The following is a 25,402-nucleotide window of genomic DNA, read 5'->3' as shown; positions in this document are numbered from 1 at the left end:
GATCTACAAACAGTCCACTGGACTGTTTGCTAAACGATCAAACCTCGTTAGGCTCATAACCTGAAGGTCAGAGGTTCAAATCCTACTCCCGCAACCAATAATTCCATCAATATATCAAACACTTAGCGCCCAAAGGGGCGATGTCTGCGTTTAGGACGTTTGGCCTCGGTGCTACTGCGGTGCTACGCGACAGAGCAAAGAATAGCTATCAAAGCGTTCTCATTCTGACGCTTCCTGAAGCCGAATCTTACCCCATCATGAAAATCAACCCGCAGTTTCCGTCTGCACTGTCAGCACCGGCAGCCAAAACCGCGAATGTCGGCTCAGAACAAAACCTCTTCAACATTCACCGTCAGTGCTGTCAGCACCGTCAGCTAAATACCCCGATCGTGCGTTGAAAAGTTTGTTTAGACTGACATTTCGATCCGGACGAAAGTTGGCTTCCTCAGTCGAGGCCAAAAAGTGTCATTGTCGAATGGAATTTTGCTAAGGGTTTGTGGCAGCAAACTTTCCAGTGCTTCCAATTACCACCAAGCTCCTGCCAGAAACGACCGCTTCGGTGCGCAATTCTTTGGTTAGCCTATTTCACTTCTTGTCGCTGTAACCCGTCAAATTACCGTTCGTATCGTAGTGAGCAATCTTCCCGCTCATTGAGCTAGGCGGTCCATAGTCATGATCAACACTGCCGCTTTTCGGTAGAAATTTGTCTACAAACTTCTCTGTCATGCCAGCCAGTGGCTTATATGCAATACAACAACCTATGAAAAAGATGACGCCTGCGTTGTCATAGCCATTCATCCAAAGGGCGATACCCCCCACGATCCCCAGCAAGATGGGCCATATTAAATACAGAGTGAGCAAGGCTAAAAACCCAACAATTGCCGCCCAATAAAGAATGAAACCGACAATAACCACAACGATTATGAATCCGATAACTTCCACAGCTTCCCCCGAAGACACACCCAGTGTCTAGACATTGTATCTTGTCTGGCCTTAGCAGCATAGGGTCCTGTTCGGTTGTGTTTAACCTGCCCCTCGGTCTCCTTGTGGCTAATCGCTCCCCAGATAAAATTCCCTCGATATCCGAGCGTCGCAAATCCACGATAACGGCTAGTATTTTTGCCAACCTTATTTCCCCGGCAGGATCACAAAGGAGCCGGAACGGCTTGTTGCTCGAAGCTGGCACGAAATCGCGCCTCTGTCGCGCTATTGAAAGCTGAAATTGGAGCTTAAGCGGTGAACGCTCACTTCAGTCTGCACAGCAGACAAAAGCTAGATACCGCAAAGGAAAAACCAAGAGTAAAAAGGCGCCCGACCCTTGGGGTCGAGCGCACTACCAGAAACAATTCTGTGAACTCTCACCGATTGGTCAATTCAATTACCCGCATTCCTGCTTTGCCTTCCCGACTGAACGTGATGTTTACGCCCTGCCGCCGCAACACGGGCTGAACCCTGCGCAGCGCAGCCCCAAACCGGGCCTCGTTGCGGGGAAAGCTCTGGCTGTCTTCTGTCAGTGCGGGGAAACGATCTCGCAGAACCTGCTTCAGTTCGGTTGCCGTGCCGCTCCAATGTTGCCGCCCTTCCATCAGCGACAGGATTGCCAGCGCGACCGGATTAGCCTCAACAGCCGCTTGGTCACTGCGCGCGCGATTGGCCGCGTAGGAGTCCAGAAACGCACCCTGAGCCCATCCAAGGGAATCTTCGGCAGCAACCACCCATTTTGCGAAGTCCGCCATTCTGGGGGCCTCGCGGAGGCTCACAGAGTCAATCCGACCCAGCGCGCAGGATACCGCGTCTAACAGCGCACCCAGAATGTAAGGTTTGGCCTTGGCAAAATCGCGATTGAACGCGCCCAAGGTTTTGCGCCTGCCGGGTGGGATCACTGGCAGATGAACGCCAATGGCGCGATCCGCCAAATCAGGTCGTGCGGCCAGATCGGGAATCCCGTTCAACAGGCAAGGCCGGGTGGCGTTGAACAGAACCTCGTCGCTGTCGGTGTGCAACTTGCGGGTGCCAAACCCACCGCCGGTGGCGATCCGACAGAAGGCGTCCGCCATCATCGGGCGGATGGTTGAGAGATTATCAAAGCTCAAAACGTGGTTGTGCATCGCGGCAATGACCAAATCCTGTTCGGAGTTGGGCGTGCCGCGGGTGCTGGGCTGGGCCGGGTCGATCAGATCACGCAGGGTTTGCGCGGTGGTGCTTTTGGCGCTGCCCTGTTCGCCCGAAAGGATCAGGATCGGGTAGGGGCCTTTGGGGTGGAAACACCCCAGAACCCATGCCACCAACATGCGAAAATCATCTTCGCTGTCGACATTCAGAAAATCGCGCAACAAGTCGATGCCATTCTCATGCCGTTCCGGCACTGGCAGCGACTGCATGGCTGGTGAGCGCCGAAACCGCGTGGGCGGGTGGCTGACCACCTGCCAGCCCTCGGCGGTGATCGCCACAGCCTGCCAGTCCTTGTTACCAAGGTCGAGATAGACCGTGCGCCCGATGGAGGCTATGCGGCTGGACACGGGGTATGTTTCACCTTCGAACCGCGCCACCCCCTCCAGCATCCGGCGTTTGTCATCCAGCGCGGCATTGGAGGGCGCTTTGCCTTCGGACTTGTAATGGGCATAGGCCAGATAGTTGCGGAACGTCGATGATCCGACAGGCCAGTGCTCAAAGTGACCCTTGGCCCGTAACGTTACATAGGGCTCACCCTGCGGCGTGTTCCAAAGCTCAAGCCCATCCACCAGCGCCGCATTGTCATCGTTACGTATAGGTGCAGGTTCATCCCTATGTATAGGTAACGTATACGGGTCGGGGTTTTCCTTATGATACATAGGGGGATGCGGGTCATTGGCGGCAGGCCGAACTTTACTTGTAAGGTAGGCGGCAGTTACATCCGGCAAATCACACGCAACGCTGTTTATTAGGGCGTCAATCTCGCCTATCCCCCAACCTGCGGCAATGGCATCGGCCACGTCCCAGCCCCTATGTATTGGTTTAGGGATCAGACTCGATGAATCATGCGCTTGAATTAGTGCGTCACTGATCGGCAGGATCAGAGGTGTCGCCCTATGTAATGTAACGAGCTCTTCGGCCAGTTTGGCGGCATAGCTCTGTCCCGGCTCATCATGGTCAGGCCAGATAATGACAGTACGGCCTGCCAGCGGTGACAGGTCAGTTTTTGCCAGCGCCTTGCTGCCTCCAAAGCTGGTAGAGGCCAGATACCCCAAGCCTGTCAGAACATCGGCACACTTCTCCCCTTCAACCCAGATCACCGGCTGATCCGGGTTCGCCTGGGCGATCCGGTCCAGATGATAGACCGGGCGCAACTGGGGTGCTTTCCATGCGTCCTTGGTCACGTCGTAGGGCAGAAAGAACTTGCCCTTGCCGTTGCCCTCATAGCGATTGGCTACAAGCACAGGCGCACCCGTTCTGCTGCGATAAACATGCTGGGTATCAGCGACACCGGCTGTCGGGTGGCGAAGGTCGGGTAGCGCGCTCATGCCTGCACCCCTAGACGCTGGGCCAGCGCACGTGCGGCCTGACCTTGCTGCACCCCGTTCAGATAGGCAAAGAGGCTGATGGCATCCCCGCCTTTGTCATCCGTCGCGAAGTCTGCCCACAGTCCGCTGTCGAGATTGATCCGAAACGAACCCCGCGACCGATCTGCGCGGGTGGGGTTCAGCGCCACCCATTCGCGCCCAATGATCCGGCCATCTGGCAACCATTCGGCCAGTAGAGTTTGCAGATTGATCCGGGCCAGTTCAGCAATGGCCGCGAATTCGATAGGCTTCCAATTACCAGTCATTTGCAACCACCTCCTGAAGACGCGCGATCTCGAACGCTTCTACATCTCCCATGCGATAGCGGACCAAACGTCCAACTTTGACATAGGCCAGCGGGTAGCGCTTGGTGCAGCGCCATGTGGCAAGGGTGGTTGTGGACACGCCGAGGCGTTCCGCGACTTGCTCGGGTTTGAGCAGGGTGTCGGCCTGTTTTGCGATCATGATTATCTCCATCAATTTAGATCGATTAAGAGAAACCTAGAGAGCGATTGGGCAGGCCGAAACGCGTGAAGCAGGTAAGAAAAACTACTTCCTACGTAGGAAAACGTGCCGGTTAAATGCCACATAATGTGGCGAAAATTTGTCTATATCACCCGCATTACCGTGACCACACGCGCGCGCGTCAGGTCCGGATCAAGTTTTTGGCCGATCAAATGAACCACATCTACAGCGGTTGCTTTGTTTTGCTTTGTGGTCGGATCGTAGCGGCCCGCATTAAAGGGGCGCATGGCGTTGCGCTCCCAATAGGGGCGAAAGGTGCGGGCTAACGCCGCAATCGGCTGGCTTTCGGTTTTCTTCGGCCTGCGAGACCAACGATCCAGATCGGCCTCATGATAGCTGCTTGGGGTGTCATGCTCGCCCAGAGCAACCGTTTCTGCGGTCGCCTTATGCAACAGTTCCAGAAACGCCGCGATATGGCCGACAGGATCGCCGGGACCAAATGCACCTTCGATCAGGTTTGCAATTCCGGCAGCACTTGGATCAGCCGATTGGGCCCATGTTTCCAGCGCGTCGGCCAGTTTCCCGGAACAGTTTGGTGAAGCCTGAACCCGGGCGAGTTCAACAGAGACCGCGTCCAGCTTATCTGACAACGCGGACAGGCGGCGATATTCCTTTGCCCCCGGTTTGCGTCGGCGCATGTTGCGGCGCTCGCGGACATACGCCCGTGCTGCTGTCTCAACGCCTTTGCGCAGGTCCTCAACATCGGCCTTGGGGCCAATCAGCATCTCGAGCTCGAGCATGAACCGGGCATCATAGAGGCGGTTTAGCTCGGACAGAAAGCCGTGGCCTGTCATCAGGCGCTGCCATGGTGCGGTCGGTGCCGTTGCGGTGTTGGGAAGGGTGTCGTCTGCCTGTTCCATGACGCCGCTTGTTCAGGAAAAGCCAGCAAAACGCCAGAGGCTGACAGGGCTGACAGTGCAGACGGTTAACATGGTTTGATCCATCCGATCAGGCTTGTGGTCATAGAGGGGCGAACTAGTGATCAGCCCTGCCTTGGTTGGTTCCAATCCACCCAAGTTGAATACAGCTTCACAGCCTCAACGCGGTATCACTTGGACAGCTTGAAAGCGGCATGATCTTGAATGATACGAATATCTGCACAATGATCGTGACCGACGACATTTCTAATCTTGTTTCGACAAGCAGCCATGCGTGCATCCCGCGTAACCACGTTATTGCACCCGCTGACCAATGCCAGAGCGAAAATGTGCGGATCATCGCACTCACTAGGACAGGCATCAAAGCACTCATCTATCCGCGAAACTAGAGCGTTTTGAGCTGCATCGACCCTGGCATCTGGCACAGAGCGGACACGTCCGCTGGTTATCAGTTGGCCAATTAGATCTAGCAAGGCTGGCTTGGATTTAACTTCGGCTCGATAGTCTGACCCACCAACCACAAGTGCAACTCGGCCCGATTTCCGCATCGCTTCGAAAAAGAACTCTGGATAGTTGTCTTGGTTGGGTTTCAAGTCGACGTTCACGTCGAGTATGAACTCAGGCATCAAAAATTCTCAAATTTTTCAACGGATTCGTTAATGAAGAAGCTGCGGTACGATTCCGGCACATCGCTGAGCGTGCCGTCTTCGTTGATGTCTATTTCAAATGCACGGTTTGTCCCGTCTTCAGCTTTCTCAAAGTAGATTATTTGCGAACTAGGGTTGGTGTCCGATTGTTTGTGTCGCAACCGGTACCTGTCGATTATGAAGTCACTGTGGGTTTCGATCACAAATGTTCCACCATTCTCAGCCGAACGTAGAAAAACGTCGCCTAGGGCAGCTTGCGCGCGTGGATGAAGGTGGAGTTCTGGTTGTTGAATGAGGAAAGCGTGGTAGTCAGCGGTGAACGCAATATCCGCAATGATCGGAAGGACCTGACCAACTCCGTATCCTAACTCGTCAACATAGAAATACGAGCCAGACTTCTCGACCTGCAGAGCAAAGGGCTTATCTTTGACCGCAGTCTTAACTGATGTAGTTGAAATCTTATCGAATAGGCCGCTCGCCTTTCCGAAATCTTCTATAGCTTCTGCAAGTGGAGAATCTTCGGTGAGCTCATCCCTCAACATGAATGGTACGTGCTCGCCTGTAGAGCTGAATTCTGGGTTGCTACCATGATACAAACGACGCGTCTTCGCCCGTATGGGACCGTGATGCAGGCAACGCAACGGGGCGTAGGAGTTAAGGATCTTTTTGTCTTTTGAAGCACGTTCACTGAACACAGCGTGGGTCATTGCTTCGTGCCATGCTGCTACTTCCGGCGTCTCAGACCAATTGACTTCATTGTACTGCCTGAACCGTTCGGAAGTATTGAAATGGTAGCCTTGGAGTCGTTCACCGTTTTCGGCATGAGACACTTCTGGGTCGTACTCAAATCTGTCGTATCGGTAGGAAATTCGGTCTTTTCGACGCTTCAAACGGAGAACATGCTCGCCCGAGACGATGGTAAGCCTTTGCAACTGCATGTCTTCGTTCACACGCTTGTAAGTCGCTAACCTACCAAAGTTACCGCGATACGTTTTTCGGTTTTCGACTTCACGCTCTTTTATCAGAAAGCCGACAGTTGTCTCTCTACAATCCGAAAGACGAGAGCAGACATCAAAAGCTGTATCGACTCCTTCTACTACGCCGCAAATATCTAAGAAGACCATATGCTCGCGTGAGTCGATGAGTTGAATCAACTGTAGAAAGCTGGACTTCCCAGTGCTGTTTTCCCCGACTAGAAAGTTGCACGCTCTCAAATTGTGCCAGCCATCTGGAAGCCCTTTAAAACCTTGCGAAAACAGGGCGTATTTCTCCAGTCTTCTATTAACCATAATTCCTCAATAAAATGCTGTATGTAGTGTGTTTGGATGCACTCTACACAGCTTATAGGAGAACTTGCAATTCAAATCAGGCGCAAAACGTTATGCGCCACGGAAAGGATTAACTATCTTAACGTAGGCTTGTCGGGGTTGGTCATGCTAACCCCTAAGGGTAGGCTGAGCTGCTGTATCGAGGGACAGCGAACAGCGTTCGAGTTAAGTCCCTCACCTGCCTTTTCGTAACTGGTGATGAATGTCTGGAATGTGCTGTTTGCGCCTCGCTGCACACGCAAATGACCGAAGCTTGGTCTACGGCGGCTTTGGGCTCTTTCCGCCCTAGGTCGATTTTGAAAACATCAACTCGGTCGCCTTGTCCACACTCTCTCGAACGGGGTCTAGGTTCAGCCTTGCGTAGATGGCAGTGGACTGTTGCGACCGATGCCCCAGTGATTTCCCGATAATGTATCCATTGGCACCGGTTGCTGCCTGATAGCTGCCTAAGGTGCGGCGCAGGTCGTGAATGCGCAGGTTTTCAATCCTTGCTTCTTTTAAGATGCGACTCCAAGCCTTTTTGGGGTCGGCAAGGTGGCCGCTCTTGCCCGAGCCTTCGAACACGAAAGGGCTGTCTGATTTCAATTTGCGTTCAACCAGCAATTCGATTGCCTGTTGCGGCAGATGAACAGTCAGTGGGTCAGCGTTCTTAGTTTCTTCGATCCGCCAAGTTGCGGATTGAAAATTAATATCCTTCCACATCATCGCAAGAGTGTTTGACTTTCGCGCGCCAGTTAGGAGCGAGATCATGAAAAAATCCCGGGCGGCCTCATTGGGTTCATTCGCCAGAGCCTCAAAAAACCGGGGCAACTCGTCAGGCTGCAAGAATCTGTCGCGGCTTTGTTCCCGAAACTTTTTGATGCCGACAGCGGGGTTCACACCCTTCCACCCCCATTCAATGGCCTTGTTGAATATGGAGCGAATGCGTTCAAGCAAACGATTGGCCTGATACAAGCCGTTGTCCTTGCCGATCTTTGCATGAAGCCTTTCTACCTCGGCCCGATCAATGCTGGATATCTTTTTGCGGAACCAATGCGACAGATATTTGTTTACTTCCCGCTCGTCGTATCTCCACGACTTCTTATGCACCTTGGAGTACTTGTCCATATATTCAGCAAAAAGCGCCCCAAAAGTCATTTCATCCCGTATGGCCTTTTTCTCTTTCTGAGGGTTCGCCCCAGACGCGATGCCGCCCTTGGCCTTTGCTGCCGCCTTGCGGGCCTGTTCCACGGTCATGTCAGGAAATTTGCCAAGCAACAGGCGTTCGGGTCGCCCTTCGATCCGTTTGTATAGATAAAAGCTCTTTGATCCTGCTGCCGTCACCGCCAGTATCAACCCCGCTTCCCGTTCGTCGTAGTAATAGTCCCGCGATCCTTTCTTGGCGGCAGGGGCTTTCGAAAGGGCGGCTTTGGTGAAGTTCAAACGGAGACTGGCCACGGTATGTCCTTTAGGTGTTTTAGTGCTACCGAAAGTTGATGGTGCTACACTGGTGCTACACCGGAGAGCAATTTTGGACAATGTGGAGAATGCTTGCAACAAGCCGAAGAATCGGTAACATATTGATAAATAATACAATGAATAACATTAGCAAATAACAGCAAACACACGACAATGAGGCTCATAACCTGAAGGTCAGAGGTTCAAATCCTACTCCCGTAACTAATTCTTAAAGCCACCGTTGGATCCACAAACGTCCTCTGGGCTGTTTGATCCAAAACTAATCCTCAATTGGCTAATAGATTCGAATTGGTTGAACGGTTGGTAGGCATCGATGAGTCAATTCCTGTTTGGACCTGCCCACCGAGCGGAAACAAGGCTCTAAGCGACGGATTTAACTTCATTCGACTTTCGGTGTTAAAGAACTTTGCTTCCAACTCACATGAACTAACAGTAGAAATCACTGCTCAACTCGGTCTCGGCGAAGCGGCTTGCCGGGTTCGAAAATTGCAAAATTTTTCGAAAAACCTTAAACTCAGCAGATTAAGGTCAAAAGCCATTTCCGGTTTTTGACAGCAAAGTCATACGAATACAGAAAATTCTCGGCTGAAACTTATTTCGTGGAGCCAAAAATATGACTGAAAAAAACACCTTTATTGACATGCACACCCACCTGTTCACGGCGCGATATCTGCCGTTGCACAGTATCTTCTACTCGTTCACTTCACTGTATTTGTTTTCGCTTGGCTTGGCCGTGCTGGCGGTTCGTTTGACCCGCATGAGTGACTTCAGCAGACCCGCGACGGAAGAACCTGATCAGGACGATTTGATCAACGCGTTGCTCGATCACGATGTGGACCGGCTTATGCGAGCCATTGCATATCCAGTTCGCGAGAAGATCAGAGAGTATCAATCGACACCCAACCCCAGCCACCAGGATTGGAAGGATATAGAGGAGCTGATCCGAGTCCTGAACGATATTGACCATGATATCAACTATTCAGGGGCCGGCGACCTCCCAATAGGTGTCCAGCTTGTGGGCGCCGACAGAATTTCTGAAAGGTCCGTCTTTGCCGACAGTGGCACGGAAGCTGATTTGCTGGATCGGTTTCTGGCCGAGGCCTTCCGGGTCGCTGGTCAAAAAGCGGCAGAAAGCGGTTTCTTTCATGAAGCTGACCACATGCCGCCGGGTGGGTTGTACAAACCTGGATCTGATGCAGGTTTTCGTGCCGTCCGCATTCCAATCGGTCAAATCGGCATTATCTTTCAGTTTCTTGAATTCTTTGTCATCATGACCTTGTCCGAGCGAAACCGGTTCAAAGCGCTCAAGAGGGATTTCAAGAAGAAGGGTCAGCCGAGCGACCCGGAAGCCAGCCTTTTCGTGGGCGTCCTGCTGGATATGCGCCGCGCCTTCGACAAGCTCAAGGAATTTTGGATGCCCGGATTCCTACCGCCGTATTTCAACTTCACCGAACAAATGGAGCGGATGCAGTTGCTCGCTGCTGAGAACCCGAATGAATTGATCAATTTTGGTGCGGTTGACCCGTTTCGAGGCGGGAACTGGAAACAGATTGTCGATTCAGGTGTTGCACTCGGGATAACGGGCTACAAACTCTATCCACCCTTGGGGATCCGCCCGATCGATATGCGCGGCTACCAGACCCCGGTTGCCTCTGGGCGAAGTCTGGACAAGTACAGAGAAAAAGCGCAGAACCCGGCGCCCTACCCGATGGTACAGGCCAAGATGGGTGACATCATTCGCCATTTCTCCAGCCACAACCTGCGTTTGTTTGCCCATTGCAACCCGATGGGGTTTGAGGTGGAGAAAGGTTACGGCGTCTATTCCGATCCAGAGTTATGGAAGCACGCGATGGAGACCCACAATGCCCGGAACCTTTGGTTGTTCCTGGCTCATGGTGGCGGCGCAAAAGAAGTAGATTGGATGGGTTGGGCAGCAGATAACACCCATTTCAAGCAAACATTTGCCTATCGTGCTATTCGCTTGGTTGAGGAATTCGACAATGTTTATCTTGGCTTGGGTCATATTTTGGGAATTCTGGACACAAAGCTCAAACCAAAGATATTTCAGCGATTAAAATCAGTACTAGTGGGCAAGAGAACCCAAGGCGCACCGCACCATTTTCGGGACAAAGTGTGTTTTGGAACGGATTGGGCGATGCCACTGATGGTCGGCAGAACCCGTGAATACCTGATCGAATTTGACACGTTCTTCCGCGATCCACAGATCAATCCTTGTGCACCCAACTTTTTTGAAGGAAATGCACGAAAATTCCTGGGCATTTGATGGATTTCCAGGCTGAGAGTGCCTGACCGGCGCCCATGACAACCTGAATTTCCGATGCCCCTGTTTCGCACGGACTCCCGATGCAGGGGGCGATTCAGGAATAATATATTGTGCATTGTAAATACATGTTATGTTGGTTGGGGGGTATTTTTATGAGTCGTATTTTGGAAGAGTCCTATAGGGCTTACGAACCTCGTCCTTTTACTGCGGATCAGCGCAAGGATGTCACCCTGTTGTTTGGTGGGGTCACATGGCGGGCCGAAAAACTGCTGGAAGGCCTGTTCAAAAGTGCGGGTTACAATGCGCAGCGCCTGCCTGATGTGACAGTTGAAGACTTGTACCTGGGACGTGAACTGGCGGATGTCGGACAGTGCTGCCCCACCGCCTTCACAACCGGCAACTTGTCGAGTTTTCTCAAAAACGAAGCCGAGGCTATCGGCGCTAACGAAGTGGCCGAAAAATATGTTTATGTGACCGCCGGGGCCTGCGGGGCCTGCCGTTTCGGTCAATATCACCAAAGTTATGAGCTTGCGCTGAAGAACCTGGGGCTCGAGGCGTTCAGGATGTTTCTGGTTCAACAGCATGAAATCGATCAGTCGAAAGGCAAAGACGCCGGTTTGCAGACTGACATTCACCTGCTGCTGAGCACGGCCTTGGGCATGATGGCAGCGGATGCCATTCAGGATCTGGAATACCAGCTGCGGCCCTATGAGCTGGAGCAAGGCGCGACCAACCGGGCGGCTCAGAAGGCGGTTTCCGAGATTTACGACGCCATGCTGAGCAGGCCGAAACAAATGCCGAAATGGGGATCGGTCCTGTGGCACGCGACGACCCGACGCTTTCTGAAGGCCATGAGGCGTGCACGCGGCCATTTTGAAGACATCCAGCTTGATCGATTGAGGGTCAAGCCGATGGTCAAGATCACCGGCGAGTTCTATCTGGCCACCGCCGAAGGGGTGCAGAACTACAATATGCACAAATGGCTTGAAGGCGAAGGCGCCGAAGTGCAGCCGGCGCCGATGGTCGTATGGTTCGATTACCTGATGCGGTATGGCGGACAAAAGCTCAAGCTGGGCTTCGGGATTAAAGACAAAGCGCGTCAGAACTATGCTCTGTTGAAACTTGGGCAGCGCTTTTTCAGGTTCAAATACGATCAGATGCGCCGGATGCTTGGGGGTGTTCCCCGTCCGATGCCCGATCAGGACAAGCTGCGGCAACTGGCGGCTCCTTTTTTTGACAACATGATCAACGGGGGTGAAGGTGATTTGCTGATCGCCAAGGCGATCTGGGCGCATACCCAGCGAAAGGCACATATGATTTGCGAGCTGTCGCCCTATGGTTGCCTTCCCAACACAATGAGCATCGGCGCAATGGCGGCCGTACAGGGCCGGTATCCCGACATGCTCTATGCCCCAATCGAAGTAAAAGGGGACAGCGACGTACACGCTTTGTCGCGGTGCCAGATGGTGCTGGCAGACGCCAAGATCCGCGCGCAGGAGGAATTTGAATCCGCTCTAGCCGCCGCCGGGTTGACTGCGGACGAGGCCAGAAAGCGTGCCAAAGAGCATCCCAAGGTCAACACGCCATTTTGGAAAGTTCCCCATCGTGGCGCCGTGGGTACGGCATCCAATGTCGTTCTTGTGCTGGGAAATGCCACGTTGTGAAATTCGCTGGGGTAGATATTGGATCGACAACTGTAAAAGGCGTCGTGGTAGAAGATGGCGAAGTCATCTGGAAAGCCTATGGTCGTCACAAAACACGCCAGGCCGAGAAAACCCTTGAACTGCTGTCGCAGATGGAGCTGGAGGTCGGCCTGACCGCCGGTCGCGATGTTGTCACGTTTACAGGATCCGGGGCAGGGACACTGGCAGATCATGTGAACGCGCGGCAAATCCAGGAAGTTGTCGCCGTCGCGGCCGCCGTCGAAGCGTTGCATCCGGATGTGCATTTCGTGTCTGAAATTGGCGGTGAAGACATGAAGACGTTGTTCTTCACGCCAACCTCCGCAGGCAAGGCCAAGCAGGTCTATATGCAATCAGCCTGCAGTGGCGGTACGGGCACATTTATCGAAAAATCCGCACGAAAACTGAACATTTCCCCGGACGAGCTGACCACTCTGCCATTCGATGGTCAAACCCTTCATCGGATCAGCGCCAAATGCGGGATCTTTGCAGAGACTGACGCAAACAGTCTGGTCAAGGCTGGAGTTCCCAAGACCGAAATCATCGCAAGCTTGTTTAACGCGGTCGTGCGGCAGAACCTGGCGACTTTGACAAAAGGCAACACCCCCACACCATCAGTGCTTTTGCTGGGCGGACCGAACATGTTCTTTCAAGGTCTTCAGCAGGCATGGGCAAGCCATTTGGCCGCGCTCTGGGACGAGCGCAATGTCGTATTGAAAGCAGGACAAAGCGTCACCGATGCAATCCTGGTTCCCGGCGATGCCTTGTACTATGCAAGCCTCGGCTGCGTCGAGATCTCTCGTCGGGAACAAAATGTATCCCGGGCCTATTCCGGCACGGATGGCCTGAAATGGTGGGTGGAAACAGGCCAGCACGGTGAAAAGGCCAAGACAGGGCAGGAGGCCTTGGCCCGGAACGGTGAACTCGTCCGGTTCCTGGAGGATTTTTCCCAACCCGTGATCCAGATACCCCAGCCCGTTGCGGCCGAGACATATTATGTCGGGTGCGATTTCGGTAGCACCACGGTCAAGGCGGTGGCGTTGGACCGCGACGCGGAAATCAAGGCTTCGGTCTATCAGCACAGTCAGGGAAACCCGATCGAAGATGCCAAGTCCGTTTTCCGCAAGTTGCGTGATGCAGGGATCGAGGATATCGGCGCTCTTGGCCTGACGGGGTACGGGAAAGATCTGCTGAAGGATATTTTGGGGGCGGACGTGCCAGTGGTTGAGACGGTCGCACATGCGGCTGCTGCCATGCACATACATCCCGATGCAGACGCGATATGCGACGTCGGTGGGACCGATGTCAAAATCATGCTGTTGCGGCAGAAAGCGGTCGTCGATTTTCGGCTCAATTCCCAATGTTCTTCCGGCAATGGGGCGTTTCTTCAAGGCGTTGCCGAACGCTATGATGTCCGGCTTGAGGACTATGCCGAAAAAGCCTTCAGCGCCAAGCGGATGCCGAAACTGATGATGGGGTGCGGCGTGTTCCTTCAGTCCGACATCGTGAACCAGCAACGCAAAGGGTGGGCGGCAGAAGAAATCATGGCAAGCCTTGCTGCGGTCCTGCCCCTGAATGTTTGGGTCTATGCCGGGCAGTTTCAGAACCTCAAGGCCATCGGCAGGAAGTTTGTCCTGCAAGGTGGAACACATCGAAACCTGGCGGTCGTCAAAGCCCAGATCGATTTCATCAGGGGTAAAATTCCTGACGCGGAAATTACCGTGCACCCTCATGCTGGCGAGGCTGGCGCTTTGGGCGCCGCCCTTCTTGCGCTCGAACATGTGAACACCGGGCAAACGTCCCGCTTCGTCGGGCACGACCGCGTCGAAGAGTTGGAATATGTCAGTACAACCAACAGCAAAACCACCTGCAAGTGGTGTGCGATGAACTGTAGCCGGGCCTTTGTGGATGTTCAGATCCCCGGCGGTCGTGGCCGGGCAAACAGCAAGGTTCCTCTGGCGGAAGGGTGGGAGCGGGTGATTACCGGCAATTCTTGCTCGAAAGGGTTGATTGAAGACGCAGCCGAGATGAAAGCGCGAAAAAAGCAAATCGACGAGGAAGCGAATGCCAATCCAAATATTGCAGAAAGCGTTCGCGAAGGCGCCTTTCGCTAAGTCCAAACCACCCAAGCGGGATTTTCGGATCGGCATCCCTCGGGTCCTGAACCAGTGGTCGACACACAGGTTTTGGACGACATTGTTCGTTGAACTGGGAATCAATCGCCGCAATATCGTCTATTCGTCGGACACATCGGAAGCACAGCAGCTGAAATTCGGAAAAGGGCGTGGTGCTGTTGATTGCTGTTACCCCGTCAAGTGCATGTCCGGCCATTATGGTGAATTGCTGGACGGGCAAAAGCGCCCCATTGATATCCTGTTCGTTCCCATAATCCTGACTGTCCCATCCTTTTTGCGGGGTCATGTCCGGGAAAATATGGCCTGCCCGCGCGTCATTGCCGGCCCAGAAAGTACTCGAGCCGGGTTTCGGCGGGAAAAGGACGTGTTCAAGGAACTGGGTGTACATTATCTTTCGCCGGCCGTGTCCTTGGCAGACCCACAAATTGCGACCCGGCAGCTGTTTGATGCCCTGAAGGGCGTAATCACCGACTTGCGCTTGGCTGAACTGCGCGCTGCGGTTGCCAAAGCTTATGACGCCCTTCAAGAGTTTGATCAGAGTCTGCGGCGGCAAAGTCTGGCAGTACTGTCCGAATGCGCCACACAACATCGACCTTGCATCCTGGCCCTGGGTCGCCCGTACCACATGGACACCGGAATTGGCCACGCCATCGAAAGTGAGTTGCAGGCCTTTGGTTATCCGATCCTCTGGGGTCAATACCTGCCATTGGACGCCGAGATACTGGATTGGTTGTACGGCGATCTGATCAAAGCTGGCCGAATTCAAAGCCCTTTTGACATTTCGGATATTTGGAAAACATCCCACAGTGCAAACACCAACGAACTTCTGTGGGCTGCACGCTATGGATCCATTATGCCTTGGATAACCTGTTCAATCCGGTTTTCCAGTTATGAATGCGGAATGGATCAGCCGACTTATTCGCCAGTTCAGGAAATTACCGAAGCGCTTGGAACGCTTTTCTTCGTGTTTCAGGATCTCGATGAGACGAAACCCGCCGGTTCTGTTCGAATTCGTGTGGAAACCATTGCTTACTATCTGGAACAGAAATCACCGAAAATCATTCAGAGCAAATTGGAGGCCCTGAAAACTGCACCACCTGAATTGCTGTTGCCAACTTGATCCAATGGCCTGTTTTCGGGGCAGCACGGCACCCGCTTGCGGGCGCGAGGCCAAAAGCGGTTCAGGCTGTGTTGGCGTCGCGACGCGAAAGTAGCTTCTGAACAAACAACCTGGGGCTTATCGACTAAGATGGGGATTTGGGGGATATTTCGCATAGAGTTGGCGCGGGGGCGATGCTTTGCTGAAACACATTGTGGACTCTGAAAATCCGATCGACGAAGGAAAAATAAGACGAAAGATGCAGGTTGTTAACGTTGCTGCCTTTATTGCGTCGCTTGGGTTCGGTTTCACAGCTTTCTACCAGTTCCAACTTGGGCCAGACTGGAGATATCTCGCATGGGTAAACTTTGGTCTTGGCTTCGCGGCACTTTTGACGATGACGCTGGATCGCTTCGGCCTTGAGGTCAAAGTCGCTTATTTTACAGTGTGGTTGTTCCTGTTTCTGGCCCATGACATCAGCGTCGGCAAAAACGGTGAAGATCATCTGGTCTTGCTTGTCGGCCCGCCCTTGCTCTTTTATTTTCTAGGCGCCGCATATTGGCGCTGGATCACTTTGATAACGATCCTCAGCGCAGCTTTGTTTATTTATATATCGCTTGTCGTTCCTTTGCACATACCGCCCGGCGAAACGATTTGGGATATTATTGCGCAGTCATATCGGGACGGATTTGTAAGGCAACCTCAAGATGTTATTTTCATTGTGCTGATTTTGGGAATCGTCTCGGCGCTTTTTTTCACCTCATATTCTGCAAACGCCGCAATAGATCGTTACGAAGATGCTTTGGAAAAGGAATTTGCTGTTTCCGAGCGGTTGATAAATGTTCTTTTGCCTTCGCGTATTGCCAAGCGCATCAAAGCGCACCCGAACAGGCTAATTGCTGAAAGAATTGATGACGCCACAATTCTGTTTTCTGATTTGTCTGGATTTTCTGAATTCGCGGCTGCCAATGGGGCAAGGGCGACGGTCAAATTGCTGGGCTCCGTGTTCTCGGCATTCGATGAACTGGTTTTGAGTTACAAGCTGGAGAAAATCAAAACCATCGGTGACAGTTACATGGTTGCAGGTGGTCTGGACCCCTCGGTCAAAGAGGCGCAACCGGATTCGGTTCGCATGGCGGCGTTGGCGATTGATATGATTGCGACGGTCGAGCGGGTGACAGACAATCTGCATCCAAAGGTGTCCCTGCGGGTCGGAATTCACAAAGGCCCGGTAATCGCAGGTGTAATCGGCGGCGACAAACCGTTTTTTGACGTTTGGGGTGATACAGTCAACATCGCCTCAAGAATGGAAAGCACCGGAGAGCCCGGGCGCGTTCAAATCTCACCCGAGGTAAGAGATGAGATAGCCGAATATGTGGATTGCGAGAGACGAGAGGTTATCAATATCAAGGGAAATGGCGAAATCCAACCGTATTGGCTGCTGAAAGTCCACGACAAACCTGCGACTTCACACTCGTCCGAGCGGCTCATCAAAGGCTGAAAACCTTATCTTCTCGGTGAAACGTTCCAATGTCAGTGCGGGTTCAATCAGTGACTGGAATGGGACGAACCTGAGTCAGTTGAAACAACGGACCTCATGGAGGCAGGCGCAGGTCGCAGCCGGATGGCCTGTTGAGACGGTGAGAGCATGCCCTTGAAGCCAGACCTTTTTTCAAAAACGAGCCGCCGGTTGGTGATCCCGGCGGCCCGGACTTGAAGCATTACAGTGAAACTGGGACAGCCGTAGTCAGCGGTTTCATGCAGCGACTTCCTGCTCAGGTGCGCTGAGCGAGATGACAAGCACCACAGCTGCTCCGTTCAACCAGTAAAACACCGCATCCAGTCCTGAGAACCCCAGAACGCTGGGTGCAAACAGGAAGGTGATGCCGACAATCAAGTCTACGGCCAGATGGAACTTGTAGGGAAGGACCCGCCAAATCCCAAGGTGGTGGTCCGTCAGTACCGTCAGAACAAACGCGGCAACACCGGTGACAACCGACAGCCACAAGGCCAGCGGGGTGGATTGGCCCAATCCCAACAGGAACGGCAACGTCATGAGGGCAATGGCGACAGGGTAGTCGAGGTAAGCATGGACAGAACGGGTAACGAAACGCAGGGACATGAGATCTTCCTTTTCTCAATCAATGATAAAGGGAAGGTAGGACGCCCAAGCCGAACGCTGAATTCCTGATCGTCTCTGATACCGTGCAGATCGTTCAGAAAACCTGGGGGATCAATGCATCGCCCGATACGCAGCCGGTGATAGCCCAACCTGTTTCTTGAACACGCGTGAGAAAGCCGCCTCGGAGGCATACCCAACCTCGGCCGCTGCATCTGCCACGTTCCATCGTGCCTCGGTCAGGCCGTGGCATGCGATCTGCATCCGCCAATCCGTGAGGTACTGCATCGGCGTAGTGTCCATCTTTTCAGCAAAAAGCTGAGCAAAGGCAGTGCGCGACATACCCGCAATACGTGCCAAAGACGCGACGCTCCAGTCCTTGGCCGGGGCTTGGTGGAACGCGGTCAAGGCCCGCGAGATGCGTTGATCAGCAAATCCTGCCAATGCGGAATCCTGCGGGCTCTGACGCTCCAGATAGGCCCGGATCGCCTGAGCGAACAGGGCCTCGGACAGTTTCAGCGCGATCAGGTCGCCACCGATTCTTGCGCCTGAGACCTCAGACCCGATCATGCGCAGGGTGGCTTCCATCCACGATCCGGCCTCTTCGCCATAATTCTCGATCAGGATATAGGGCGGCAGGCGATCGATCAGCATATGCCCGGTGCCGTTTCGACCAGCCGGGCCGGAAAAAGAGAAATGACCACAGATCAGCTGTGTATCCCGTTCCTCGTCATCACCGCCATAGACCAGCACGCCTTCGCCCGTGTAGCCCGCGCGCTCCAGCACCTGCTCCAGGGGCAATGCGTCCAACGGCTTGACCTCGGCACAGAGCAATGCGTGCGGCGCCCCGTGGGGGATCAGGATCAGATCCCCCTGCCTCAACCGCAGGGTTTCCCCCGTGGTCGAGACATGAACCTTGAGCTCACCACGCTGCACAAAATGAAACCGCGCCACGTTTTCGAATCCCGGCACCTGAATTCCGAAGGGCGGTGTGAATGACGTGCGGAAGTAAAACGTGCCGCGCAGGGAAAGGCGGGTGAGAATGTCGCTGAGAAGGTCCAACATGTGCCGAAGATACGCAATCTGTGCAATCCGTCCAGATGGCCGAACGGTTTGCACAAAAAATTGCACGTTTGGCAACAGCTTACGAGCGGACCAGTTTCTCGTAGTCTTCGGCGATTTGGCGGGTCAGGTCGCCGACCTCGAATGTATATTCGCCGATCTGTCCGACAGGCGTAACCTCGGCCGCGGTGCCGGTCAGCCAGCACTGTTCGAAGTCAGCCATTTCTTCGGGCTTGATGCGGCGCTCATGCACGGTGATGCCCTTGTCTTTCAGCATCTGGATCACTGTCTGGCGGGTGATGCCGTTCAGGAAGCAGTCTGCCAGCGGGGTATGCACCTCGCCATCCTTGACGAAGAACACGTTTGCGCCGGTGGCCTCGGCGACATATCCGCGCCAGTCCAGGAACAATGCGTCCGAGCATCCTTTGGCCTCGGCCTTGTGCTTGGAAATGGTGCAAATCATGTAAAGACCCGCCGCCTTAGCGTGAACCGGGATGGTTTCCGGGCTGGGGCGTTTCCATTCGGCGATGTCCAGCTTGGCACCCTGCATCTTGGCATCGCCGTAATAGGCGCCCCAAGGCCAGACTGCGATGGCCATGCGCACCGGATTGTGGGCCGAGGCCACGCCCATATCCTCGCCCGAGCCGCGCCAGACCAGCGCCCGCACATACGCGTCCTGCAAACCGCTGGCTTTCAGCGCTTCTTCCTTGGCGGCTTCGATTTCATCAACCGAATAAGGCATCGGCATGTCCAGCGCTTCGGCCGAGGCAATCAGACGCTGGGAATGTTCGCGGCTTTTGAAGATCTTGCCGTTGTATGCGCGCTCGCCTTCGAATACCGATGACGCATAGTGCATTGCGTGGGTCAGAATGTGCACATTGGCCTCACGCCAGGGCACCAGCTTGCCATCCATCCAAATGGTGCCATCACGATCATCATACCCCGCCATGCGAAACCTCCTGAACCGGGTTGAGTTTTCGATTGTTGCGCGATTTAGGTCCGGTGCGGACATAATATTGCGCAAAAACTGCAATTCGATACCGCTCTACTCTTGGAATGTCAATAACGCTGACATAAACTCGGCCGGGTAGTAACGAATGAGGCATGATATGTCCGACATCCGCCCGGCCCCACGTTATGGGGGCGAGAGCCTTTTGTTTTTGACCGATGAGCAATTGAGGCAGGGGATCGAGGCCATGTTCTTCGCCTATCGTGGCTTTACGGCTGATCCCGACCGCATCCTCGCAGAGATGGCCTATGGCCGCGCCCACCATCGGGCAATCCACTTCATCAACCGCGCGCCGGGCACGACGGTCAACAATTTGTTGGCCATCCTTGGCGTAACAAAACAGTCTCTGAACAGGGTTTTGCGAACCTTGATCGAGGATGGTTTGGTGGAAAGCCGCGTGGGTACAGTGGACAAACGAGAACGCCACCTATTTCTGACGGAAAAGGGGCAGTCGCTGGAAACCACGTTGTCGGATGCTCAGCGGGCCAGAATGCGCGCCGCCTACAAGGATGCCGGTCCCGAAGCCGTGGCTGGATTTCGCAAAGTGCTTGAAGCAATGATGGATGCTGATATGCGTCATGCCTATACGAAACTTCGGGATACGACCACATGAGCGATATGGATGCCCATCTGCTGATTGTTGACGACGACGAGCGCATTCGTGATCTGCTCAAGAAGTTTTTGATGCGAAACGGGTTTCTGGTTACTGCGGCACGGGATGCGGCCCACGCGCGGCGCGTATTGTCTGGGTTGGATTTCGACATGATCGTCATGGACGTGATGATGCCGGGCGAGGATGGTGTCAGTCTGACCCGCGCTTTGCGGGAAACGCATACGACACCGATCCTGCTGCTGACGGCAAAGGGCGAGACGGAACACCGGATCGCGGGCCTCGAGGCTGGGGCGGATGATTACCTGGCAAAACCGTTCGAGCCGAAAGAGCTGCTGTTGCGGATCAATGCGATCCTGCGCCGGATGCCGGAAACACCGGCAGAAGAAACCACGGCGAAGATCCTGAACCTCGGGCCCATCCGCTATGACATTGAACGCGGCGAGATGTGGCAGGGCGAAGATCCGGTCCGTCTGACCGCAACCGAAAGCCAGTTGATGAAGATATTTTCGGCCCAGCCCGGAGAGCCGATCAGCCGCGCCAAGCTGGTCGAGGATCTGGGGCGCGACAAAGGTCAGGCGCAGGAGCGCGCAGTGGATGTGCAGATCACGCGCCTTCGACGCAAAATCGAACAGGACCCCAAGCAGCCACGCTATTTGCAGACTGTGCGGGGCGCAGGGTATATGCTTGCGCCGGATTGAGATGCCGCTGCGCGGCGTTTTTTGACCTTCGGCGAGGATATTTGTAGTCAGATGAAGATGGGATCCCAATGACAACCGCCCTTTTGACCCACGCCGATTGTCTGGGCCATGTGACACCTGACGGGCACCCGGAGCGGGTGGCGCGGCTGGAGCATATTCTGCATGCATTGGAAGCGCTGGAGCTGAAGCGGGTGACGGCTCCGCTGGCTGCGGATGACGATCTTCTACGCATTCACCCCGAGAGCTATATCCGCGACATTCGGGGCGCGCGCCCTGCGGACGGGTTCGCACAGATCGACGGGGATACGTTCCTGTCTCCGAGATCGGTGGACGCAGCCTACCGCGCGGCGGGTGCGGCGGTGCGGGCCGTTGATCTGGTTTTGGGTGGTGAAGCCTCGAACGCATTCTGTGCCATTCGCCCGCCGGGGCACCATGCGGAAACCGAAACGGCCATGGGCTTTTGTCTGTTTGGAAATGCAGCATTGGCGGCGAAACACGCGCTGGACCATCACGGCTTGAATCGTGTGGCCGTGGTCGACTTTGACGTGCATCACGGCAATGGAACTCAGGACCTGTTGTGGGATGAAGCGCGGGCATTGGTGATAACCAGCCAGCAGATGCCTTTGTGGCCCGGATCGGGCCGGCCCGAGGAAACGGGTGTTTACGATACGGTTCTCAACATCCCTCTGGCGCCCGACAGTGGTGGCGCCGAGATGCGTGCCGCCTATGAAACGAAGGCCTTTCCGCGCTTGCGGGCCTTCAGGCCGGAACTGATTATCATTTCCGCCGGGTTCGACGCCCACCAGGACGACCCGCTGGCCAATCTGAACTGGGCCACTGATGACTTCGCCTGGATCACCGCAGAGCTGTGCAGGATTGCCGACGAGGTTTGCGACGGTCGTATCGTCTCGACTCTGGAAGGCGGGTATGATCTGAACGCACTGGCCCAGGCCACACGCGCCCATGTGGAAGAATTGATAAAGGCAGCCCGATGACCCAGACTCCCGTAGACCAGATGACATTCGAACAGGCGATGAAAGAGCTTGAAGCCGTAGTTGGCCAGCTGGAACGTGGCGATGTCGCGCTGGATCAATCAATTGCGCTGTACGAACGCGGCGCGGCGCTGAAAAAGCGGTGCGAGGAGGAGTTGAAACGCGCGGAAGAAAAAGTCGCAGCGATCACTCTGGACGCCAGTGGTCAGCCGACCGGTTCGACGCCTGTCGAAGGTATGTGAATGTTCCCCGAAAGACTTGCGCAGGATGCTGCCAGCATTCAAAGCCATTTTGATCTGGTTTTGGGCGCGTTTGCAGACGTGGATGTCACCCGGGCCATGGCATATGCCACCCGAGGCGGAAAGCGGTTGCGCGGGTTTCTGGCATTGGAAAGTGCCCGCCTGCATGGTGTTGAGGAAGACCGGGCGATCTGGCCGGCTACGGCCATAGAGGCGCTGCACGCTTATTCCCTGGTGCATGACGACCTGCCCTGCATGGATGACGATGACCTGCGCCGCGGGCGGCCCACCGTTCACGTAGAGTGGGATGAAGGCACGGCTGTTCTGGCCGGGGATGCCCTTCAGACGCTTGCTTTTGAACTTTGCACCTGTTCGCAGGTTGGGTCCGCAGACATTCGCGCAGACCTTGCCCTGACCCTGGCCAAAGCCAGCGGCGCACAAGGTATGGTGCTGGGACAGGCGCTGGACATTGCCGCGGAAACGGCCGCCGAACCGCTGTCGCTGGGCGAAATCACGCGTCTTCAGGCCGGAAAAACAGGCGCCCTGATCGAGTGGTCTGCCTGCGTTGGCGCCGTTATGGCCCGATCCGATCCTGACCCGTTGCGCCGATATGCCCGGGCAATGGGTCTTGCTTTTCAGATCGCAGATGACATCCTTGATATTGAAGGCGATGCCCAAAAGGCGGGCAAGCGATTGCAAAAAGATACTGAGGCAGGGAAAGCCACTTTTGTTTCGCTTTTGGGTCTGCCCGCTGCCAAAGCCCGCGCAAGTGAGCTGGTAGATCAGGCCTGCGCCGCATTGGACGGGTTTGGTCCGAAGGCGGAAACCTTGAAGGAAGCCGCCCGCTTCGTTATTGCCCGGGACAGCTAAGCCAGGAACGCGCCACATGTCTGACCGCCCCAATACGCCCCTGCTGGATCTTGTGAACCGCCCTGCGGATCTCAAGCAGTTCTCGGACGCGCAACTGCACCAGGTCGCACAGGAGTTGCGGGCCGAAACAATTTCGGCGGTTGCCGTAACCGGCGGGCATCTGGGGGCCGGCTTGGGGGTTGTTGAACTGACCACCGCGTTGCACGCCGTGTTTGATACGCCCCGAGACAAGATCATCTGGGATGTGGGTCATCAGTGTTATCCGCACAAAATCCTGACCGAACGACGTGATCGCATCCGCACATTGCGCATGAAAGGTGGGCTCAGTGGTTTCACCAAGCGCAGCGAAAGCCCCTATGACCCATTTGGCGCTGCGCATTCCAGCACGTCGATCAGCGCTGCTTTGGGTTTTGCAGTCGCACGGGATCTGGGTGGTGTAACGCCCGAAGGGTTGGGCGACGCAATTGCGGTGATCGGCGATGGTTCGATGTCTGCGGGTATGGCCTTTGAGGCGATGAACAATGCAGGCCACCTGAAAAAGCGTCTGATTGTCATTCTGAACGACAACGAGATGAGCATCGCGCCGCCAGTTGGTGCGTTGTCCAGCTATTTGTCGCGCATCTATTCCGAAGAACCGTTTCACGATCTGAAAGCTGCTGCAAAAGGCGCTGTCTCATTGCTGCCCGAGCCATTCCGGGAGGGCGCCAAGCGCGCCAAAGAGATGCTGAAAGGCATGGCGGTGGGTGGCACGCTGTTCGAAGAGCTTGGGTTTTCCTATCTCGGCCCGATAGATGGCCATGACATGGACCAGCTTCTGCCTGTTCTGCGTACGGTCAAATCACGGGCAACCGGGCCGATTCTGATCCATGTATTGACGAAAAAAGGCAAGGGGTATGCCCCCGCCGAACAGGCCCGCGACAAAGGCCATGCCACGGCCAAGTTCGATGTGGTTACAGGGGAGCAAAAGAAGGCGCCTTCAAACGCGCCCTCTTATACGTCTGTATTTGGCAAGGCGCTGGTGGATGAGGCCGCGCGTGACGACAAGATCGTCGCCGTGACCGCTGCCATGCCCGACGGAACTGGCCTAAACCTGTTCGCCGAGCGCTATCCGTCACGTTGCTTTGATGTGGCGATTGCCGAACAGCACGGCGTGACGTTTTCGGCGGCGCTTGCCGCAGGAGGAATGAAGCCGTTCTGCGCAATGTATTCGACCTTTCTCCAGCGTGGTTACGACCAGGTGGTCCATGACGTGGCGATTCAGCGCCTGCCCGTACGTTTTGCAATCGACCGGGCAGGTTTGGTCGGGGCTGACGGCGCCACCCATGCGGGGTCGTTCGACATTGCCTATTTGGCCAACCTGCCCGGTATGGTCGTCATGGCTGCCGCAGACGAGGCCGAGCTGATGCACATGGTGGCGACCGCCGCTGCGCATGACGAAGGCCCCATTGCGTTCCGCTATCCGCGCGGCGAAGGTGTCGGGGTGGACTTGCCCGAACGCGGCGAGGTTCTGGAAATCGGCAAGGGCCGCGTTATCCGGGAAGGTGCGCGGGTGGCTTTGCTTTCATTCGGTACACGTCTGGCAGAGGTTCAGAAGGCGGCGGAATCCCTTTCAGCCAAAGGCATAACGCCCACGATTGCCGATGCTCGTTTTGCCAAACCTCTTGACCGTGACCTGATCCTGGATCTGGTATCCCGCCACGAGGCGTTGATCACCATAGAAGAAGGGGCCGTTGGCGGTTTTGGCAGCCATGTCGCTCAACTTTTGGCGGATGAAGGTGTATTTGATCGGGGGCTGAAATATCGCTCGATGGTTTTGCCTGATATCTTCATCGATCAAGCCAGCCCCGCGGACATGTATGCGGTGGCCGGCATGAATGCCGAGCATATCGAAGCAAAAGTTCTGGACGTTCTGGGTGTCGCCTCGATCGGAGAGAAACGCGCTTAGCGCGCCTGTCGGCAGGGCAGCGGACGTTGCGAGGGCCGAAATCCGTTTGACTTGGATTTATCTGGTGCCGCTGAGGGAAATCCAAAACCAAAATCTTGGAGCACCACGGAACACTCATGTTTTCTGACCATATCTAAAATACGTTTCTATGCTTCACGCTATTCCGTTCTGCACCACTATACCCCATAGCTAGGCTCAGGATGCATTGATTTTAGCTGCGCTGCGTGACTCACGGCTCCCAGAACGGAGCGGAGACATGAGCGATCTTTATTGACGAACC

Annotated in this window: 22 protein-coding genes; 11 read left to right on the top strand and 11 right to left on the bottom strand. The window is 54.9% G+C overall.

Annotation, left to right across the window (positions count from 1 at the left end):
- Positions 1–585 precede the first annotated feature (585 nt).
- The 8 genes from ACR0E2_RS20465 to ACR0E2_RS20430 all read right to left on the bottom strand — a co-directional run bounded on the left by ACR0E2_RS20465 (position 586) and on the right by ACR0E2_RS20430 (position 8,435).
- Entirely contained in the window at positions 586–942 is a 357-nt protein-coding gene (locus ACR0E2_RS20465) for a hypothetical protein (RefSeq protein ID WP_480447732.1), read from the bottom strand.
- Positions 943–1,358: 416 nt separating this feature from the next.
- Positions 1,359–3,500 (bottom strand): hypothetical protein, encoded by a 2,142-nt coding sequence (locus ACR0E2_RS20460; RefSeq protein ID WP_480447731.1) that lies wholly within the window; start codon positions 3,498–3,500, stop codon positions 1,359–1,361.
- Entirely contained in the window at positions 3,497–3,805 is a 309-nt protein-coding gene (locus ACR0E2_RS20455) for a hypothetical protein (protein WP_425080321.1), read from the bottom strand. Before ACR0E2_RS20455 ends, ACR0E2_RS20460 begins: the two co-directional genes overlap by 4 nt.
- Positions 3,795–4,004, bottom strand: a complete 210-nt coding sequence (locus tag ACR0E2_RS20450) for a helix-turn-helix transcriptional regulator (RefSeq protein ID WP_257600069.1) — start codon at positions 4,002–4,004, stop codon at positions 3,795–3,797. The genes ACR0E2_RS20455 and ACR0E2_RS20450 overlap by 11 nt, the downstream gene beginning before the upstream one ends.
- A 143-nt stretch (positions 4,005–4,147) precedes the next feature.
- On the bottom strand, positions 4,148–4,924 hold the full coding sequence (locus ACR0E2_RS20445; protein ID WP_480447729.1) for a hypothetical protein: 777 nt from the start codon (positions 4,922–4,924) through the stop codon (positions 4,148–4,150).
- Positions 4,925–5,112: 188 nt separating this feature from the next.
- Entirely contained in the window at positions 5,113–5,568 is a 456-nt protein-coding gene (locus ACR0E2_RS20440; RefSeq protein ID WP_480447728.1) for a hypothetical protein, read from the bottom strand.
- Positions 5,568–6,878, bottom strand: coding sequence for an AAA family ATPase (locus ACR0E2_RS20435; RefSeq protein WP_480447727.1), 1,311 nt, complete (start codon positions 6,876–6,878; stop codon positions 5,568–5,570). Before ACR0E2_RS20435 ends, ACR0E2_RS20440 begins: the two co-directional genes overlap by 1 nt.
- 324 nt (positions 6,879–7,202) lie before the next feature.
- Entirely contained in the window at positions 7,203–8,435 is a 1,233-nt protein-coding gene (locus ACR0E2_RS20430) for a tyrosine-type recombinase/integrase (protein WP_480447726.1), read from the bottom strand.
- Positions 8,436–8,988: 553 nt separating this feature from the next.
- Here ACR0E2_RS20430 and ACR0E2_RS20425 point away from each other — a divergent pair.
- The 5 genes from ACR0E2_RS20425 (at position 8,989) to ACR0E2_RS20405 (ending at position 17,076) form a co-directional block, all read left to right on the top strand.
- Positions 8,989–10,659 (top strand): amidohydrolase family protein, encoded by a 1,671-nt coding sequence (locus ACR0E2_RS20425; protein WP_480447725.1) that lies wholly within the window; start codon positions 8,989–8,991, stop codon positions 10,657–10,659.
- A gap of 152 nt (positions 10,660–10,811) precedes the next feature.
- Complete coding sequence (locus tag ACR0E2_RS20420; protein WP_480447724.1) at positions 10,812–12,323, top strand: hypothetical protein; 1,512 nt, start codon at positions 10,812–10,814, stop codon at positions 12,321–12,323.
- Complete coding sequence (locus ACR0E2_RS20415) at positions 12,320–14,455, top strand: BadF/BadG/BcrA/BcrD ATPase family protein (RefSeq protein WP_480447723.1); 2,136 nt, start codon at positions 12,320–12,322, stop codon at positions 14,453–14,455. The genes ACR0E2_RS20420 and ACR0E2_RS20415 overlap by 4 nt, the downstream gene beginning before the upstream one ends.
- Positions 14,406–15,596, top strand: coding sequence for an acyl-CoA dehydratase activase-related protein (locus ACR0E2_RS20410; RefSeq protein ID WP_480447722.1), 1,191 nt, complete (start codon positions 14,406–14,408; stop codon positions 15,594–15,596). Before ACR0E2_RS20415 ends, ACR0E2_RS20410 begins: the two co-directional genes overlap by 50 nt.
- Positions 15,597–15,774: 178 nt before the next feature.
- Positions 15,775–17,076 carry an adenylate/guanylate cyclase domain-containing protein gene (locus ACR0E2_RS20405; protein WP_480447721.1) on the top strand — a complete coding sequence of 434 codons (1,302 nt, stop codon included), beginning with the start codon at positions 15,775–15,777 and terminating at the stop codon, positions 17,074–17,076.
- A 255-nt stretch (positions 17,077–17,331) separates the two neighbouring features.
- On the opposite strand, the gene ACR0E2_RS20400 is transcribed toward ACR0E2_RS20405, so the two are convergent.
- From ACR0E2_RS20400 to ACR0E2_RS20390, 3 genes are all read right to left on the bottom strand, one after another.
- Positions 17,332–17,697, bottom strand: coding sequence for an SPW repeat domain-containing protein (locus ACR0E2_RS20400; RefSeq protein WP_480447720.1), 366 nt, complete (start codon positions 17,695–17,697; stop codon positions 17,332–17,334).
- 111 nt (positions 17,698–17,808) lie between these two features.
- A complete protein-coding gene (locus ACR0E2_RS20395) occupies positions 17,809–18,759 on the bottom strand; it encodes an AraC family transcriptional regulator (protein WP_480447719.1) in 951 nt (316 codons plus the stop codon).
- A 79-nt stretch (positions 18,760–18,838) separates the two neighbouring features.
- A complete protein-coding gene (locus ACR0E2_RS20390; protein WP_480447718.1) occupies positions 18,839–19,705 on the bottom strand; it encodes a branched-chain amino acid aminotransferase in 867 nt (288 codons plus the stop codon).
- Between the two features lie 160 nt (positions 19,706–19,865).
- Here ACR0E2_RS20390 and ACR0E2_RS20385 point away from each other — a divergent pair, with 160 nt between their 5' ends.
- From ACR0E2_RS20385 to dxs, 6 genes are all read left to right on the top strand, one after another.
- Complete coding sequence (locus ACR0E2_RS20385; protein ID WP_152459690.1) at positions 19,866–20,378, top strand: MarR family winged helix-turn-helix transcriptional regulator; 513 nt, start codon at positions 19,866–19,868, stop codon at positions 20,376–20,378.
- A complete protein-coding gene (locus tag ACR0E2_RS20380; protein WP_152459691.1) occupies positions 20,375–21,076 on the top strand; it encodes a response regulator in 702 nt (233 codons plus the stop codon). The genes ACR0E2_RS20385 and ACR0E2_RS20380 overlap by 4 nt, the downstream gene beginning before the upstream one ends.
- A 68-nt stretch (positions 21,077–21,144) precedes the next feature.
- Entirely contained in the window at positions 21,145–22,071 is a 927-nt protein-coding gene (locus ACR0E2_RS20375; RefSeq protein WP_480447716.1) for a histone deacetylase family protein, read from the top strand.
- Positions 22,068–22,310, top strand: a complete 243-nt coding sequence (locus ACR0E2_RS20370; protein ID WP_480447714.1) for an exodeoxyribonuclease VII small subunit — start codon at positions 22,068–22,070, stop codon at positions 22,308–22,310. Before ACR0E2_RS20375 ends, ACR0E2_RS20370 begins: the two co-directional genes overlap by 4 nt.
- Positions 22,311–23,177, top strand: coding sequence for a polyprenyl synthetase family protein (locus ACR0E2_RS20365; protein ID WP_480447713.1), 867 nt, complete (start codon positions 22,311–22,313; stop codon positions 23,175–23,177).
- A 16-nt stretch (positions 23,178–23,193) separates the two neighbouring features.
- On the top strand, positions 23,194–25,122 hold the full coding sequence (dxs, locus tag ACR0E2_RS20360; RefSeq protein ID WP_171207120.1) for a 1-deoxy-D-xylulose-5-phosphate synthase: 1,929 nt from the start codon (positions 23,194–23,196) through the stop codon (positions 25,120–25,122).
- Positions 25,123–25,402 lie beyond the last annotated feature (280 nt).

The sequence above is a fragment of the Ruegeria sp. A4 genome (assembly GCF_056543025.1).
Note: the sequence above shows the minus strand (reverse complement) of the source record. Positions and strands in the feature narration are given on the sequence as shown.

What these genes read in the sequence shown, in the direction of transcription:
- ACR0E2_RS20460 (WP_480447731.1), bottom strand. Translation starts at nt 3,500, where the DNA reads ATGAGCGCGCTACCCGACCTTCGCCACCCGACAGCCGGTGTCGCTGAT.
- ACR0E2_RS20455 (WP_425080321.1), bottom strand. Translation starts at nt 3,805, where the DNA reads ATGACTGGTAATTGGAAGCCTATCGAATTCGCGGCCATTGCTGAACTG.
- ACR0E2_RS20450 (WP_257600069.1), bottom strand. Translation starts at nt 4,004, where the DNA reads ATGATCGCAAAACAGGCCGACACCCTGCTCAAACCCGAGCAAGTCGCG.
- ACR0E2_RS20445 (WP_480447729.1), bottom strand. Translation starts at nt 4,924, where the DNA reads ATGGAACAGGCAGACGACACCCTTCCCAACACCGCAACGGCACCGACC.
- ACR0E2_RS20440 (WP_480447728.1), bottom strand. Translation starts at nt 5,568, where the DNA reads ATGCCTGAGTTCATACTCGACGTGAACGTCGACTTGAAACCCAACCAA.
- ACR0E2_RS20435 (WP_480447727.1), bottom strand. Translation starts at nt 6,878, where the DNA reads ATGGTTAATAGAAGACTGGAGAAATACGCCCTGTTTTCGCAAGGTTTT.
- ACR0E2_RS20425 (WP_480447725.1), top strand. Translation starts at nt 8,989, where the DNA reads ATGACTGAAAAAAACACCTTTATTGACATGCACACCCACCTGTTCACG.
- ACR0E2_RS20420 (WP_480447724.1), top strand. Translation starts at nt 10,812, where the DNA reads ATGAGTCGTATTTTGGAAGAGTCCTATAGGGCTTACGAACCTCGTCCT.
- ACR0E2_RS20410 (WP_480447722.1), top strand. Translation starts at nt 14,406, where the DNA reads ATGCCAATCCAAATATTGCAGAAAGCGTTCGCGAAGGCGCCTTTCGCT.
- ACR0E2_RS20400 (WP_480447720.1), bottom strand. Translation starts at nt 17,697, where the DNA reads ATGTCCCTGCGTTTCGTTACCCGTTCTGTCCATGCTTACCTCGACTAC.
- ACR0E2_RS20395 (WP_480447719.1), bottom strand. Translation starts at nt 18,759, where the DNA reads ATGTTGGACCTTCTCAGCGACATTCTCACCCGCCTTTCCCTGCGCGGC.
- ACR0E2_RS20390 (WP_480447718.1), bottom strand. Translation starts at nt 19,705, where the DNA reads ATGGCGGGGTATGATGATCGTGATGGCACCATTTGGATGGATGGCAAG.
- ACR0E2_RS20385 (WP_152459690.1), top strand. Translation starts at nt 19,866, where the DNA reads ATGTCCGACATCCGCCCGGCCCCACGTTATGGGGGCGAGAGCCTTTTG.
- ACR0E2_RS20380 (WP_152459691.1), top strand. Translation starts at nt 20,375, where the DNA reads ATGAGCGATATGGATGCCCATCTGCTGATTGTTGACGACGACGAGCGC.
- ACR0E2_RS20375 (WP_480447716.1), top strand. Translation starts at nt 21,145, where the DNA reads ATGACAACCGCCCTTTTGACCCACGCCGATTGTCTGGGCCATGTGACA.
- ACR0E2_RS20370 (WP_480447714.1), top strand. Translation starts at nt 22,068, where the DNA reads ATGACCCAGACTCCCGTAGACCAGATGACATTCGAACAGGCGATGAAA.
- ACR0E2_RS20365 (WP_480447713.1), top strand. Translation starts at nt 22,311, where the DNA reads ATGTTCCCCGAAAGACTTGCGCAGGATGCTGCCAGCATTCAAAGCCAT.
- dxs (WP_171207120.1), top strand. Translation starts at nt 23,194, where the DNA reads ATGTCTGACCGCCCCAATACGCCCCTGCTGGATCTTGTGAACCGCCCT.